The 15209-nt window shown below is 72.5% G+C and carries 11 protein-coding genes; 7 read left to right on the top strand and 4 right to left on the bottom strand.

Annotation, left to right across the window (positions count from 1 at the left end; translation table 11 throughout):
* Window positions 1-196: 196 nt before the first annotated feature.
* Window positions 197-2734 (bottom strand): DEAD/DEAH box helicase, encoded by a 2538-nt coding sequence (locus ACN27C_RS06235; protein ID WP_422751581.1) that lies wholly within the window; start codon window positions 2732-2734, stop codon window positions 197-199.
* Window positions 2735-2825: 91 nt separating this feature from the next.
* Here ACN27C_RS06235 and ACN27C_RS06230 point away from each other — a divergent pair, with 91 nt between their 5' ends.
* From ACN27C_RS06230 to topA, 6 genes are all read left to right on the top strand, one after another.
* A complete protein-coding gene (locus ACN27C_RS06230; protein WP_013283649.1) occupies window positions 2826-3176 on the top strand; it encodes an STAS domain-containing protein in 351 nt (116 codons plus the stop codon).
* Entirely contained in the window at window positions 3176-3613 is a 438-nt protein-coding gene (locus ACN27C_RS06225; RefSeq protein WP_013283650.1) for an ATP-binding protein, read from the top strand. Before ACN27C_RS06230 ends, ACN27C_RS06225 begins: the two co-directional genes overlap by 1 nt.
* A 321-nt stretch (window positions 3614-3934) precedes the next feature.
* On the top strand, window positions 3935-6283 hold the full coding sequence (locus ACN27C_RS06220) for a sodium-translocating pyrophosphatase (protein ID WP_422750695.1): 2349 nt from the start codon (window positions 3935-3937) through the stop codon (window positions 6281-6283).
* Window positions 6284-6384: 101 nt separating this feature from the next.
* The gene (locus ACN27C_RS06215) at window positions 6385-6927 is read left to right on the top strand and encodes a hypothetical protein (protein WP_091414621.1); all 543 of its coding nucleotides are present in this window, start codon (window positions 6385-6387) and stop codon (window positions 6925-6927) included.
* Window positions 6918-7526 carry a hypothetical protein gene (locus ACN27C_RS06210; RefSeq protein WP_120572042.1) on the top strand — a complete coding sequence of 203 codons (609 nt, stop codon included), beginning with the start codon at window positions 6918-6920 and terminating at the stop codon, window positions 7524-7526. Before ACN27C_RS06215 ends, ACN27C_RS06210 begins: the two co-directional genes overlap by 10 nt.
* Before the next feature lie 268 nt (window positions 7527-7794).
* Window positions 7795-10614: a type I DNA topoisomerase gene (topA, locus tag ACN27C_RS06205; RefSeq protein WP_422750694.1), complete on the top strand. Its 2820-nt coding sequence runs from the start codon at window positions 7795-7797 to the stop codon at window positions 10612-10614.
* Between the two features lie 46 nt (window positions 10615-10660).
* On the opposite strand, the gene ACN27C_RS06200 is transcribed toward topA, so the two are convergent.
* Window positions 10661-11581, bottom strand: coding sequence for a DUF559 domain-containing protein (locus ACN27C_RS06200; RefSeq protein WP_422750693.1), 921 nt, complete (start codon window positions 11579-11581; stop codon window positions 10661-10663).
* Window positions 11582-11704: 123 nt separating this feature from the next.
* Window positions 11705-13021: a D-arabinono-1,4-lactone oxidase gene (locus ACN27C_RS06195; protein WP_252449861.1), complete on the bottom strand. Its 1317-nt coding sequence runs from the start codon at window positions 13019-13021 to the stop codon at window positions 11705-11707.
* A gap of 219 nt (window positions 13022-13240) precedes the next feature.
* Between ACN27C_RS06195 and ACN27C_RS06190 the strand changes: the two genes are divergently transcribed.
* Window positions 13241-13816: a TetR family transcriptional regulator gene (locus ACN27C_RS06190; RefSeq protein ID WP_013473587.1), complete on the top strand. Its 576-nt coding sequence runs from the start codon at window positions 13241-13243 to the stop codon at window positions 13814-13816.
* Between the two features lie 78 nt (window positions 13817-13894).
* Here ACN27C_RS06190 and ACN27C_RS06185 read toward each other — a convergent pair whose 3' ends face one another.
* A complete protein-coding gene (locus ACN27C_RS06185) occupies window positions 13895-15103 on the bottom strand; it encodes an amino acid deaminase/aldolase (RefSeq protein ID WP_121683486.1) in 1209 nt (402 codons plus the stop codon).
* Between the last annotated feature and the right edge of the window lie 106 nt (window positions 15104-15209).

The following is a 15209-nucleotide window of genomic DNA, read 5'->3' as shown; positions in this document are numbered from 1 at the left end:
GAAGCGCTCCCATACATCAATGCCCCGACGGCCCTACCCTCATGCACCCGTCCCACCAACCAGACACCTGGGCACCCGCTGAGCCGCACGGCCCAGCTTGATCGACACCAGTTCGGGGAAGTGGCGGGGTCCAGCACCTGTCGATACCGCAACCTCCCCGAAGTGGCGGCGGGCAGCCCCAACCGGCCCGGTGCGGTCAGGCGGGTGGGGCACCGGCCGCCTGAGCTGGGCGGGCCGTCCGGTCGTCCTGCCGGGGCAACACCTCGCCGCGCTCCGGGCCGCCCGAGTCCGGGCCGGTGCCCGAGTCCGGGCCGGTGCCCGAGTCCGGGCCGGCACCCGCCTCCGGGCCGGCACCCGCCGCCTCGCCGCCGACCGTGGCGAGGTTGGTCAGCACCACGTCGAGGACCTTCACGGCCTCCGCCTTGGCCAGCGGGTTGTTGCCGTTGCCGCACTTCGGGGACTGGACGCACGACGGGCACCCGATCTCGCACCCGCACTCGGCGATCGCGTCCCGGGTGGCGTGCAACCAGGCGGCGGCGGTGCCGTACGCCCGCTCGGCGAAACCCGCACCGCCGGGGTGACCGTCGTAGACGAAGACGGTGGGCGCCTCGGTGTCCGGGTGCAGCGCGGTGGACAGTCCGCCGATGTCCCACCTGTCGCAGGTCGCCATCAGCGGCAGCAGGCCGATCGCGGCGTGCTCGGCGGCGTGCAGCGCGCCCGGCACGTCCGCCGCCTCGACACCGGCGGCGGTCAGCGACTCGGGGGAGAGCGTGAACCACACCGCGACGGTGCGCAGTTCCCGGGCCGGCAGGTCCAGCGGGCGGGTGTCGATCACCTCGCCGGTGGCGATGCGCCGCCGCTGGTACGACACCACCTGGCTGGTCACGTCCACCTCGCCGAGGAACAGCCCGACCGGTCCGGCGTCCACGTACGAGCGGACCGACACCACCGACAGCGAGGTGACGTCGCGGGCGTGGGTGGACCAGTCCGGCTCCTCGGCGTGCACGAGCGCGCACCCGTCGGCCAGGTCGAGGGAGTCGACCACGTACGAGACGCCCTGGTGCAGGTAGACCGCGCCGGTGTGCAGCAGGAAGTGCGCCGACCCGCCGTCGACGGTGCCGAGCAGCCGGCCGGTGGACTCCTCCACCACGCACACCGGGGCGCCGCCCTCGCCGCGCAGGTCGACCTCGGGGCGTTCCCGGTGCCGCCAGTACCAGCCGGTGGGCCGCTGCCGCAGCGCCCCCGCCTCGACCAGCGAGTCCACCGCCTCCTTCGCGCCCTCCCCGAACAGGTCCAGGTCGGCCCGGGTGAGCGGGGACTCGTGGGCGGCACAGGCGAGCTGCGGCGCGAGCACGTACGGGTTGGCCGGGTCGAGCACAGTGGCCTCGACCGGCCGCCCGAACAGCGCCTCCGGGTGGTGCACCAGGTAGGTGTCGAGCGGGTCGTCCCTCGCCACCAGCACGGCGAGCGCCTCGTCGCCGGAGCGCCCGGCCCGCCCGGCCTGCTGCCACAGCGACGCGCGGGTGCCGGGCCAGCCGCAGATCAGCACCGCGTCCAGCCCGACCAGGTCGACGCCGAGTTCGAGCGCGTTGGTGGAGGCCAGCCCGAGCAGGTCGCCGTGCAGCAGCGCCCGTTCCAGCTCGCGGCGCTCCTCGCGCAGGTAGCCGGCCCGGTAGGCGGCCACCCGGTCGCCGAGCCCGGGCACCGCCTCGTCGAGCGACCGCCGGGCGTTCGCGGCCACGACCTCGGCGCCGCGGCGGGACCGCACGAACGCGAGCGTGCGTACCCCCTCGACCACGCTGTCGGCGAGCAGGTCCGCGGTCTCCCGCAGCGCGGAGCGCCGGACCTGGACGAGGTCGGCGTCGGGAGCCGAGCCGGTGGGCGGCAGCAGCGGCGGCTCCCAGAGCGCGAACGTCACCCCGCCGCGCGGCGAGGTGTCCTCGGTGACGGCGGTGACGGGCAGGCCGGTGAGCCGCCCGGCCGCCGTCGCCGGGTCACCCGACGTGGCCGAGGCCAGGAGAAACACGGGGGTACGCCCGAAGCGGGCGCACTGCCGGCGCAACCGCCGCAGGACGTGCGCGACGTGTGAGCCGAAGACGCCCCGGTAGGTGTGGCACTCGTCGACCACCACGTACGCGAGGCGGCGCAGGAACCCGGACCAGTGGGCGTGCCCGGGCAGGATGCCGTGGTGCAGCATGTCCGGGTTGGTCAGCACGAACCGGGAGTGCCGGCGGATCCACTCCCGCTCGGCGCGCGGCGTGTCGCCGTCGTAGGTGGCGGGGCGTACCCCGTCGAGTTCGAGACCGGCGACGGCGCGGAGCTGGTCGGCGGCGAGCGCCTTGGTCGGCGCCAGGTAGAGCACAGTGGCGCGCGGGTCGGCGAGCAGGGTGCTCAGCGCGGGAAGCTGGTACGCCAGGGACTTGCCGGACGCCGTGCCGGTGGCGACCACCACGTGCCGGCCCGCGTACGCCAGCTCGGCGGCCTCGGCCTGGTGCCGCCACGGGGCGGTGACGCCGCGCCGCGCGAACGCCTCCCGCAGGTCCTCCGGCGTCCAGCCGGGCCACCCGACCGGCTCGCCGGCGCGGGCCGGGACGTGTTCGACGTGGGTGACCGGGTCGGTGGTGTGACGCAGCCGCAGCCGGCGCAGCAGCTCGCCCGGAGCACGTCGCGGGCCGGGGCTGTGGTCGGTCACGTCCTGCACTCTCGCACTGGTGTTCGGAATTGGGAACCGCAGGGTGGGGGTATGGGGAGGGCGTGGCCGGTGACCGAGGGGGCCGCACGGGGAGATGGTTAGATGCCCAGGAGAGTTTACCGAGGAGGGGCCGATGGAGCTGTCGCTGGCGACCCGCGCCGTGGGGGAGCACACGGTGCTCGAGGTCGGTGGTGAGGTGGATGTCTACACCGCCCCCCGCCTGCGGGAACGGCTCCTCGAACTGATCGACGGCGGAGCCCGCCACGTGGTGGTCGACCTCGGCCGGGTGGACTTCCTCGACTCGACCGGGCTGGGTGTGCTCGTGGGCGCGCTCAAGCGCCTGCGCTCGGCCGGTGGTTCCTTCGCGCTGGTCTGCGACAAGGAGCCGCTGCTCAAGATCTTCCGGATCACCGCCCTGGACCAGGTCTTCCCGCTGCATCCGACGGTCGACGCGGCCATCGCCGCCGACTCCACCGGCGCGTGATGGCCACCGTCAAGCTGTCCTTCTCTCCGGCCCCGGTGCACGTGCGCACCGCCCGCCTGGTCGGCGTCGCGGTGGCCCGGCGGGCCGGCGTACGCGAGGACCTGCTGGACGAGGTGCGCCTGGCCATCGGTGAGGCGTGCACCCGGGCGGTCGCGCTGCACCGGCAGTACGGCCTGGCCGACCCGGTGTACGTGGAGATGTCCGACGGCGGCGGCTACACGGTCCGGGTGGTGGACCGGGCCCCGATCGAGGCGGGCCTCGGCCTGGCCGCGCTCGGCCCGGACGAGCTGGCGAAGGAGTCGCTCAGCGAGGACGCGCTCACCACCGGGGTGGGCTTCGCGCTGCTCGCCGGTTTCGTGGAGGATCTCCAGGTCCGCCCGGTCGACGACGGCGTCGGCACCGAGGTGCGGATGTCCTGGCCGGCCGGTCGCGCCTGACCCGATTCGCACACGCAGGCCGCGTTCCCCGAAGGGGGAGCGCGGCCTCGTCGTATTGGTCGCGCCGTATATCAGATTTCTTCGCATAACACAGTTACGAAGATCATCGAGACACGGTGCCCCCTCGGTGTGACCCTCGCCACGCGGGAGGGCTACAGTACGCGGGTTGTCAGCAAGTGATCCCATCCCGTAGCCAGCGGGAACGGGAGTTCATCGCTGGTCCGCCGGGGTGGGTCGGCGCGCGCTTGCGAGTCCGCATCCAGGCGTCGGCCCGTGCGTCTCCATGAGCCGGCGCGAGTTGTTCGGTACAGGAGGACATAGATGTCCGGGACCTTGGCCGCCGACGGCGGCGCACTGTCCCTTACCGGAGCCAACGTGACGTACGTCGTCATCGCCGCGGTCATCGCGCTGGTGGCGCTCGTCTTCGCGGCCGCCCTCACCAGGGCGGTCCTGGCGGCCGGTAAGGGAACCACCAACATGCAGGAGATCTCCGGCGCGGTGCAGGAGGGCGCGTCGGCGTACCTGCTGCGACAGTTCCGCACGCTGGCGATCTTCGTGGTGGTCGCCGTCGTGCTGCTCTTCCTGCTGCCGGTGCACGACACCGACGGCAACGAAACGCTCGTGAAGGTCGGCCGCTCGGCGTTCTTCGTGGTGGGTGCGCTGTTCAGCGCGTTCATCGGCGGCGCCGGCATGTGGCTGGCCACCCGCGCCAACCTGCGGGTGGCGGCGGCCGCGCGGGAGCGAGAAGGCGGCCGTGAGGGCGCCATGAAGATCGCCTTCCGCACGGGCGGCGTGGTCGGCTTCCTCACCGTCGGCCTCGGCCTGTTCGGCGCGGCGCTGGTCGTGCTGATCTTCCGGGGTGACGCCCCGACCGTGCTGGAGGGCTTCGGCTTCGGCGCCGCGCTGCTCGCCATGTTCATGCGGGTCGGCGGCGGCATCTTCACCAAGGCCGCCGACGTCGGCGCCGACCTGGTCGGCAAGGTCGAGCAGGGCATCCCGGAGGACGACCCGCGCAACGCCGCCACCATCGCCGACAACGTGGGCGACAACGTCGGCGACTGCGCCGGCATGGCCGCCGACCTGTTCGAGTCGTACGCGGTCACGCTCGTCGCGGCGCTGATCCTGGGCCGGGCCGCGTTCGGCGAGACCGGCCTGGTCTTCCCGCTGATCATCTCCACCATCGGCGTGCTGGTCGCGATCGTCGGCGTCTTCATCACCCGGCTGCGCGTCAGCGACCGCAACGGCCTGACCGCGATCAACCGGGCCTTCTACCTGTCTGCGCTGCTCGCCGCGGTGCTCGTCGCGATCGCCGCGTTCGCGTACCTGCCGGCCACGTTCGCCGAGCTGGAGGGCGGGCTGACCGACGTCGACCGCAACCCGCGGCTGGTGGCCATCGGCGCGGTGGTGATCGGCATCGTGCTGGCCGCCGCGATCCAGGCGCTGACCGGCTACTTCACCGAGACCAACCGGCGCCCGGTGCAGGACATCGGCAAGAGCTCGCAGACCGGCGCGGCCACCGTCATCCTCGCCGGCATCAGCGTCGGCCTGGAGTCGGCCGTCTACTCGGCGCTGCTGATCGGCGCCGGCGTCTTCGGCGCGTTCCTGCTCGGCGGCAGCTCGATCACGCTGTCGCTGTTCGCCGTCGCGCTGGCCGGCACCGGCCTGCTCACCACAGTCGGCGTCATCGTCGCGATGGACACGTTCGGCCCGATCTCCGACAACGCGCAGGGCGTGGCCGAGATGTCCGGCGACATCGACGAGCACGGCGCGCGGACGCTCACCGAGCTGGACGCCGTCGGCAACACCACCAAGGCGATCACCAAGGGCATCGCGATCGCCACCGCGGTGCTCGCCGCCACCGCGCTGTTCGGCTCGTACACCGACACGCTGCGCTCCGCCTACGAGGACGCGGGCGTGAACGACGTGGGCAGCGAGATCCTCAACTCGCTCAACGTGTCCAACCCGCGCAACCTGGTCGGCCTGATCATCGGCGCCGCTGTGGTGTTCCTCTTCTCCGGCCTGGCCATCAACGCGGTCTCCCGCTCGGCCGGCGCCGTGGTGATGGAGGTACGCCGGCAGTTCCGCGAGATGCCGGGCATCATGGACCGCACCCAGCGGCCCGAGTACGGCAAGGTCGTGGACATCTGCACCCGGGACGCGCAGCGCGAGCTGATGACCCCCGGTCTGCTGGCCATCCTGGCCCCGATCGCTGTCGGCTTCGGCCTCGGCCCGGGCGCGCTGGCCGCGTACCTGGCCGGCGCGATCGGCGCGGGCACGCTGATGGCGGTGTTCCTGGCCAACTCCGGTGGCGCCTGGGACAACGGCAAGAAGCTGGTGGAGGACGGCGCGTACGGCGGCAAGGGCTCCGACGCGCACGCCGCCACAGTCATCGGCGACACAGTCGGCGACCCGTTCAAGGACACCGCCGGCCCGGCGATCAACCCGCTGCTCAAGGTGATGAACCTGGTCTCGCTGCTGATCGCCCCGGCCGTGGTGGCCTGGAGCGTGGGCGACGACAAGAACAACCCGCTGCGCATCACGATCGCCGTGGTGGCCGCGCTGATCATCGCGGCGGCCGTGGTGTTCAGCAAGCGCAAGGGCGTGGCGATGTCCGACTCGGACAGCGGCGCCGGCACCCCGGACCAGCGTCCGGAGACGGTGAACGCCTGATCGCACGCGATGGTTCCCGGCCGGCCCCGGCCGGCCGGGAACCCCGTGCCCGGCAAACCTGACCGGTGGCGGTTCGGCCCGGAGGTCGTACGCTGCTTCGCATGCGTACGCGCCGGGCGGCAACCGCCGGAAAGCTCACGGTGGTCCTGGCCACGCTGGTCCTCGTCGTCACCGGGTGCGGCGGCGGTCCCAGCCCTCGGGTCTGGGCCGCGTCGGTGTGCCAGGCGCTGACCCCGTGGCGCGCGGAGATCTCGAAGCTGACCAGCAGCACCCAGCAGCAGATGACCGCGCAGACGACGCCGCCGCAGGCCAAGGAGAACCTGGTCCGGCTCTTCGCCGGCGCCGAGCAGGCCAGCGAGACGGCCCGGCGCAAGGTCGAGGAGGCGGGCGTGCCCGAGGCCGAGCGCGGCGAAGAGGTGTCCGCCGGGTTCCTGGGGTCGCTGAGCAAGATGCGCGACGCGTACGGCCGGGCCCGGGACACCGTCGACCGGCTCGACACCGCCCAGGCCGGTCCGTTCTACGACGGCGTGCGCGCCGCCGTGGACACGCTCAACAAGGAGTACGACGCGAGCGCGCTGGACACCAGCAAGCTCAACTCGACCGAGCTGAAAGAGGCCTTCGACGAGGTCCCGGAGTGTCGCTGACCCCTCCCACCCCGAAACCGGCCCGCCAGCCCTCGCTGTTCTCCACCGAGGCGGCCGATCCCTCGCTGGCGGACCTCGCCGGCCTGCTCGCCGGGCCGGGTGAGGTGGGGCGGATGGGCGGCACGGCGCGGATCTCCGTGGTGGTCGACGCCGCCTGGCGGGTGCACGTGCTGGTGGCCGAGCTGGGCGCCCGGGGCGTGCCGGCGAGCTGGGAGCCGACCGAGGACGGGCGGCACCGGGTGCGCACCGCGTACACGAGCATGCTGGCGCCGCTCGCGCGGGCCTGGCTGCGCGGCGCGGCGAAGCGTCCACCGGCCCGCTTCCACCTGGACGGGCGGCGGCTGCGGCTCTGGGCGGCGGCCGCCGGCACGGCCGAGCCGGCCGGATTCCGGCTGCGGCTCGGACCGGCCGACGAGCAGTCCTGGCCGGTGGTCCGCGCCGCGCTGGCGGCGGTGGGCCTGCCGGCCGCGTTCGTCGAGCCGGACGAGGGCGGGCCCGCGTTCCGGATCGGCGGGCGGCGGATGTCGCGGCTCGCGGAGCTGGTGGGGGAACGGCCGGCGGCGGCGCCGGTGACGGACTGGCCGGGGCCGCGGAGCTGACCGCCGCTGTCCGAAGCCGGACACCCGGCGAGGGCTCCGCCAGGGGTACGCGATCGTCACAGTGACCCGCCTGTCGCCCTACCCACGGTGTACCGTGACGCCGTCCGGCAGGGTGCGGCCGGCGGTCGCCGGGAGGGCGGCCCGTTTGCCGCCCACGAAACCCGGAACGCGGACGGCGCGTTACGTTGGACATCCGGACCGCCTGTGGTCCGGGTGGCGCAACACGGCCCGAAGCGGGCATGGCGTAGGAGTGAGGTCGGGGAGAGACGTGCCGAGCAACGCTGGAACCACCCGTCTGGTCATCGTCGAGTCACCGGCGAAGGCCAAGACGATCTCGGGCTACCTCGGCCCGGGGTACGTCGTGGAGGCCAGCTTCGGCCACGTCCGGGACCTGCCCCGCAACGCCGCCGACGTCCCGGCGAAGTACAAGGGTGAGCCGTGGGCGCGCCTCGGCGTCGACGTCGACAACGGCTTCCACGCCCTCTACGTGGTGTCGCCCGACCGTAAGCAGCAGATCAGCAAGCTGGTGAAGCTGGCCAAGGAGGTCGACGAGATCTTCCTGGCGACGGACGAGGACCGCGAGGGCGAGGCCATCGCCTGGCACCTGGTGGAGACGCTCAAGCCCAAGGTGCCGGTCAAGCGGATGGTCTTCCACGAGATCACCAAGCCGGCTATCCAGGCCGCCGTGGCGAACCCCCGGGAGATCGACCGCGACCTGGTCGACGCCCAGGAGGCGCGGCGCATCCTCGACCGTCTCTACGGCTACGAGGTCTCGCCGGTGCTGTGGAAGAAGGTCATGCCGAAGCTGTCGGCGGGCCGGGTGCAGTCGGTGGCGACGCGGATCGTGGTCGAGCGGGAGCGCCAGCGGATGGCGTTCCGCACCGCCGAGTACTGGGACATCCTGGCCACGCTCGCCGTGGCGAAGCCGGGCGAGGGCCCGCGGACGTTCAACGCCACGCTCGTCGCGCTGAACGGTGACCGGATCGCCACCGGCAAGGACTTCGAGCCGACCACGGGTCGTGTTCGCGCCGGTGCGGGTGTCGTCCACCTCGACGAGGGCGGGGCCCGAGGGCTCGCCGCCCGCCTGGCCGACCGGCCCTTCACAGTCACCCGGGTCGAGGAGAAGCCCTACCGCCGCCGCCCGTACGCGCCGTTCATCACCTCCACGCTCCAGCAGGAGGCGGCCCGCAAGCTGCGGTTCTCGTCGCAGCAGACGATGCGCACCGCGCAGCGCCTGTACGAGAACGGCTACATCACCTACATGCGTACCGACTCGGTGAACCTGTCCGAGACGGCGATCGCGGCCGCCCGCCGGCAGATCGTCGAGTTGTACGGCGAGCGCAGCGTGCCGCCGGAGCCGCGCCGCTACACCGGCAAGGTGAAGAACGCGCAGGAGGCGCACGAGGCGATCCGTCCCGCGGGCGACAACTTCCGCACCCCGGGCGAGGTGGCCAAGGAGCTGTCCGCCGAGGAGTTCAAGCTCTACGAGCTGATCTGGCGGCGCACCATCGCCTCGCAGATGACCGACGCGGTCGGCTCCAGCGTGTCGGTGCGCATCCGCGCCGTTTCCTCCGCCCAGGAGGAGGCCGACTTCGGCGCGACCGGCAAGACCATCACCGACCCGGGCTTCCTGCGCGCGTACGTCGAGTCCAGCGACGACGAGAACGCCGAGGCCGAGGACGCCGAGCGGCGGCTGCCCACGCTGGTCAAGGACCAGCCGCTGACCGCCGACGAGCTGGCCGCGCAGGGCCACCACACCCAGCCGCCCTCCCGCTACACCGAGGCGTCGCTGGTCAAGGCGCTCGAAGAGCTGGGCATCGGCCGGCCCTCCACGTACGCGTCGATCATGCAGACGATCCAGGACCGCGGGTACGTGGTGAAGCGCGGCCAGGCGATGATCCCGTCGTTCCTGGCGTTCGCGGTGATCGGGCTGATGGAGCGGCACTACCCGCGCCTGATCGACTACGACTTCACCGCCAGCATGGAGAACGAGCTGGACGAGATCGCCGGTGGTGACCACGCCGCCGTCGACTTCCTCACCTCCTTCTACTTCGGCAGCACCAACGGCACCGGCGACCAGGCCATCGCGCACGCCGGTGGCCTGAAGAAGCTGGTCACCGAGAACCTCAGCGAGATCGACGCGCGCAGCGTCAACTCCATCCCGCTGTTCACCGACGACGAGGGCCGCGAGGTCGTCGTCCGGGTCGGTCGGTACGGGCCGTACCTCCAGCGGGCGCTGCCCGGCGCGGTTTCGGGCCCGGCCCCGGCCCCGGCCTCGGGTGAGGGTGAGGGCGAGGAGGGCGGCTCGCAGGGCGACCGGGCGCCGATCCCGGAGGGCCTGGCGCCCGACGAGCTGACCCCGGAGAAGGTGCACGAGCTGTTCCTCGGCGGCGGCGGTGAGCGCAAGCTCGGCGACGACCCGTCGACCGGCGAGCCGATCGTGCTCAAGTCCGGCCGGTTCGGCCCGTACGTGGCAAGCGGCGAGCGCAAGTCCTCGCTGCTGCGCTCACAGTCGCCGGACAGCCTCACCCTGGAGCAGGCGTTGCAGCTGCTGCGCCTGCCCCGGCTGATCGGCGTGGCCCCGGACGGCGCCGAGGTGGTCGCCAACAACGGCCGCTACGGCCCGTACGTCAAGCGCGGTGACGAGTTCCGCTCGCTGGACTCCGAAGACAAGATGTTCACCGTCACGCTGGACGAGGCGCTGGCGTTGCTGGCCGCCCCGAAGACGCGCCAGCGCCGGGCCGCCGCACCGCCGCTGCGGGAGATGGGCAACGACCCGCTCACCGAGAAGCCGCTGGTGATCAAGGACGGGCGCTTCGGGCCGTACGTGACCGACGGCGAGTTCAACGCGTCGCTGCGGCGCGGGCAGACGCCGGAGGAGCTGACGCTAGAGCAGGCGTCGGAGATGCTGGCCGAGAAGCGCGCGAAGGGTCCGGCGCCGAAGAAGAAGGCCGCGAAGAAGGCCGCCCCGGCCAAGAAGACGACCGCGGCAAAGAAGACCACGGCGGCCAAGAAGACGACGGCCGCGAAGAAGACGACGGCCAAGAAGGCCGCCCCCAAGAAGGCGACCTCAACCCCGAACGAGTGATCTTGGTACGGAGGCGCCCCTGGAAGGGCGGGTCCGTACCAAGATCTCAGCCGGGCCAACCTGAGGATCGCAGGGCGGCGCGCAACTGGGTCACGACGCGGGTCGGGTCGTTGCGGACGGCCCACGCGGGGAAGCGCAGGACCCGGTCACCGGTGGTCCAGACGTCGTTCTGCCGCTGGATGTCCGCCCAGGCGGTCTTCGGGTCGAGGTGCTGCCCACCGTCGATCTCGACGTGCACCCGCCACCGCTCGAACCAGACGTCCAGGTAGCGCCGCCGCCCGGTGGCGTCACGCCGGACGACCTGGAGGGACGGTTCGGGTAACCCGGCCCGCCGGACGAGATCGAGGAAGTCGATTTCGGCGAGGGAGTGAGCGCCGCCGGCCGCGTCCGTGGCGGTCGCCAGGATCAGCCGGCGCCGACGTGCGCGAGGGAGCCGCTCCAGCACCCGATGCAGGTCGTCGCCCCAGACCAGGCGTTGCTGGAAGCCTGCCGCGATGACAGCCCGTGCCTCCTCGTCGGTCGCCGCCCACTGTGCCGCGTCGACGAGCGAGCGGGCCGGCATGGTCCGGCGGGGCTTGCCGACGTCCAGCACGTCCTCCAGCGGCAGTGCGGTGGTGCGATGGATCCGCACACCCGGGGGCAGGGTTCGCGTCTGATGCCGGGCCGGCAGCAGCAGATGCACCAGCCGGCTCTCGTAGCGCCGCAGGCCCCATGCCTGGGCCGCGGTGAGTCCACCCAGCGTCGCTGCCGGTCCCGCCGCGAGCACCGCCACCCAACGCCACTCTTTCGGACCCACCGGCCCGTTGTGGGTGACGTAGACGCGCCGGTGCGCCTGCCGCCAGCGCCCGCTGCCCAGCCGGTGCCGGATCGCCTTCTCGGACAGGAACCGTCGAGCCTGCGTCGCTTCGAGCACCCGTTCCTGATGGAACAGCAACCAGCTCAACTCGTCCGCGTCATCCCCCGGCATCTCCACACATGAATCCCACCCGCTGTACCGTCGTCCCTGTTGCCCCTGTGGACAGCCGCCGAGATCTTGGTACGGGAACGCCCTTCAAGGGGCGGCCCCGTACCAAGATCCCCGCCAGGCGGGTCAGGCGCCCAGGACCTGGGACAAGTACGGGTTCTGGAAGATGCGGGACGGGTCCAGGCGGGAGCGGACGGACTGGAAGTCCGCGAATCTCGGGTAGGCGGTGGCCAGTGACTCCGCGTCGCGCCAGTGCAGCTTGCCCCAGTGCGGGCGGCCGCCCAACTCCGTCGCCACCTGCTCGAACGCGCGGAAGTACGGCTCGTACGGCATGCCCACGTACTGGTGCACGGCGATGTACGCGGAGTCCCGCCCGTACGAGTGGGACAGCCAGATGTCGTCGGCGGCGGTGAAGCGCACCTCGACCGGGAACAGCACCTTGAACGGCAGCCGGTCCACGATCCGGCGCAGTTCGGCCAGCGCGGTGGGCAGTGCCTCGCGCGGCAGCCCGTACTCCATCTCCACGAAGCGGACCCGGCGCGGCGTGCAGAACACGCGGTCGGAGCGGCCGGTGTAGGTGCGTTCGGTGAGCGCGCGGGCGGAGACGGCGCTGATCCGGGGTGCGAGGGCGGGTACGGCCCGGCCGAGGCGGCAGGCGCCGGCGAAGACGGTGTTGGAGAGGAACTCGTCGTCCAGCCAGCCGCGCCAGCCGGGCAGTGGCTGGTCGTCGGCGGGTACCCGGTCGTTGGTCTTGACCTGCACCCGGTCGGTGTACGGGAACCAGTAGAACTCAGCGTGGTCGTGCGCCTCGTACAGGCCGGGGAGGTCGTCGAGTACTTCGGCGAGCGGGGCCGGGCGTTCGTGCGCGCGCAGCACGAAGGCGTCCACGCAGCGCAGCGTGACCTCGACCAGCACGCCCACCGCGCCGAGCCCGACCCGGGCGGCGTCGAAGACGTCGCGGTTCTCCTCGGCCGAGCAGCGCAGCACCTCGCCGGTGCCGGTGACCAGCGTCAGCCCGGCCACGAAGGTGGACAGGCAGCCCAGCTTCGCCCCGGTACCGTGGGTGCCGGTGGAGAGCGCACCGGCGATGGTCTGGGCGTCGATGTCGCCGAGGTTCGGCATCGCGAGGCCGTGCCCGGCGAGCAGATCGTTGAGCGTGTGCAACGTCATCCCGGCCGGTACGGTGACCAGGCGGCGCGCCACGTCGACTGTGACGTCGGTCTCCAGCTCGGCGAGGTCGATCCGGTGCCCGTCGGCGACGGCGGTGGCGGTGAACGAGTGGCCGCTGCCGGTGGCCCGGACGGTCCGGCCCGCCGCGGCGGCCTGGCGGACCGCCTCGACGACGTCGGAGACGCTACGCGGGCGCACGGTGAGGAGCGCGGTGCTGTGCTGGTTGCCGGCCCAGTTGGACCAGGTGGCGGTGGTACCGGTCATCGCGGCCACTCCTCGACATGAATATGAACTGAATTCATATCAGGAACGTTGTGCCTGGTAAATACCGCAATCGAGCCCGGCTCGTTGTACCGGTAGTCACAGACTCGTGACGTGCAGATATGTTCATCCGTCGAAGGGGGGTGGCGCCGAGTGTCCACACCAGCCGCCACGACCGGGCCGCTGCGTCGAGTACCGGTGCAGGGCCGAAGTGTCGCGCGGGTCCAGCGGATGCTGGACGCCTGCGCCGAGCTCGTCGACGAGGTGGGGTACGAAGGGCTGACCACGACCCTGCTCGCCGAGCGTGCCGAGGTGGCGATCGGGTCGGTATACCAGTTCTTTCCGGACAAGCGGGCGATCGTGCAGGCACTGACCCTGCGCACCATGGAGTCCTACCTCCAGCGGCTCGACGAGCGGTTCTCCTCGGACGACCTGACCCACTGGTGGGACGGGGTCGACGCGGCGATCGACGAGTACATCTCGATGCACCGCACCGTTCCAGGCTTCCGTACCCTGCACTTCGGCGACGTGGTCGACCTGCACCTGCTGGACGACCAGCGGGACAACAACGGGGTCATCGCGGAGCAGCTCGCCCGCGTACTCACCGAGCGTTTCGGCCTCGCCGGGGTGCCCGACCTGCGGTTCCACCTGGAGGTCGCGGTGGAGGCCGCGGACGCCCTGATCAAGCTGGCCTTCCGCCGCCGCACCGACGGCGACGAGCGGGTGCTGGTCGAGGCGAAGGCGCTCATCCGGGAGTACCTGCACCGGCAGGTGAACGCCCCCACGGAGGTCGCCCACCAGGGCTGAGCGGCACGTTGAACGGCGGGTTCTGAGAGTGCGTCGGGACCCGCCGTCGTCACGTGGTGGGGCAGAGCCGCGAGCGGCTCAGAGGAACGCGTGCCCCTCGCCCCGGTAGGTCGGCACGGTGGCGACCACCGCGTCCCCCTCGACCAGGTGCACCTCGTTGACGTGCTCGCACAGCTCGCCCGCCTTGGCGTGGCGGAACCACACCCGGTCGCCGACGCGCAGGGTGTCCGCGGCCTTCCCGGCCAGCGGGGTCTGCACCTCGCCGGCGCCCTCCGCGCCGAGCAGCTTCAGCCCGTCCGGCAGCCACGGCCGGGGCAGCCGGCTGGTCGCCGCCTGGCCGGAGGCGATCCAGCCGCCACCGAGCACCGTCGCCAGCCCGGGCGCCGGGCGGCGGACCACCGCGCAGGCGAAGAACGCCGCCGGGGTGGGCTGCCAGGCACGGTACGCGTCGAACAGCGTCGGCCCGTACAGGCCGGAGCCCGCGGTGACCTCGGTGACCGCGGGGTCCGCGCTGGTGGCGGCCACGCTGCCGGTGCCGCCGCCGTTGACGAACTCCAGGTCGGCGTGCTCCCGGACCGCGCCGACCGCGGCGGAGCGGCGGGCCAGCAGTTCGCGGTACGACCCGCGCTGCGCGACCCGGATCGCCGAGCCGAGCACCGCCTGTCCGGGCGGCGCGTCGCCCAGGCCGGCGATCTGTGCCTCGTACGACATCAGGCCGACCAGCCGGAAGCCCGGCCGGCCGGCGACGGCGGCGGCGAGCGCGCCGGCCGCCGTGGCGCTGTGCACCGGGGAGCGGCGCACGCCGACGTGCACCCGGCCTCCCAGCGGGCGCCAGGAGGCGTCCAGGTCGAGGCAGACCCGCAGCGCGGGGCGGCCCGCGGGCGGGCACACCGCGTCGATCAGGTCGAGCTGCCCGGTGTCGTCGATCATCAGCGTCACCGCGTCGGCGAGTGCCGGGTCGGCGGCCAGTTCGGCGAGGCCGCCCCGGTGGGCCGTCGGGTACGCCACGAGCACGTCGTCGCTGACCCCGGAGCGGACCAGCCACAGCGCCTCGGGGAGCGTGAAGGCCATCACGCCGTGCCACCCGGGCCGCTTGAGTGCCCGGGTCAGCAACTCGCGGACGCGTACCGACTTGCTCGCCACGCGCAGCGGCTTGCCGCCGGACCGGCCGGCGAGCGCCTCGGCGTTGGTGTCGAACGCGGTGAGGTCGACGACGGCGTACGGCGGGTCGAGGTGAGCGGTCGCCCGGTCGAGACGATCGCGAAGTTTGTCACGGTCGATGGCCACGTCTGCACGCTAACTGTCTGGACGGCAATGCGAAATACCCTCGCGTCTGTCCGGGCTGCGGGCGGTGGTCCCGGCGGCCTAGGCTCGGCGAGCAGGTGAATGTCGC

The sequence above is a fragment of the Micromonospora sp. WMMD1219 genome (assembly GCF_049315215.1).
Taxonomy (GTDB): Bacteria; Actinomycetota; Actinomycetes; order Mycobacteriales; family Micromonosporaceae; genus Micromonospora; species Micromonospora tulbaghiae.
This window is presented reverse-complemented; position numbering and strand designations above follow the sequence as displayed.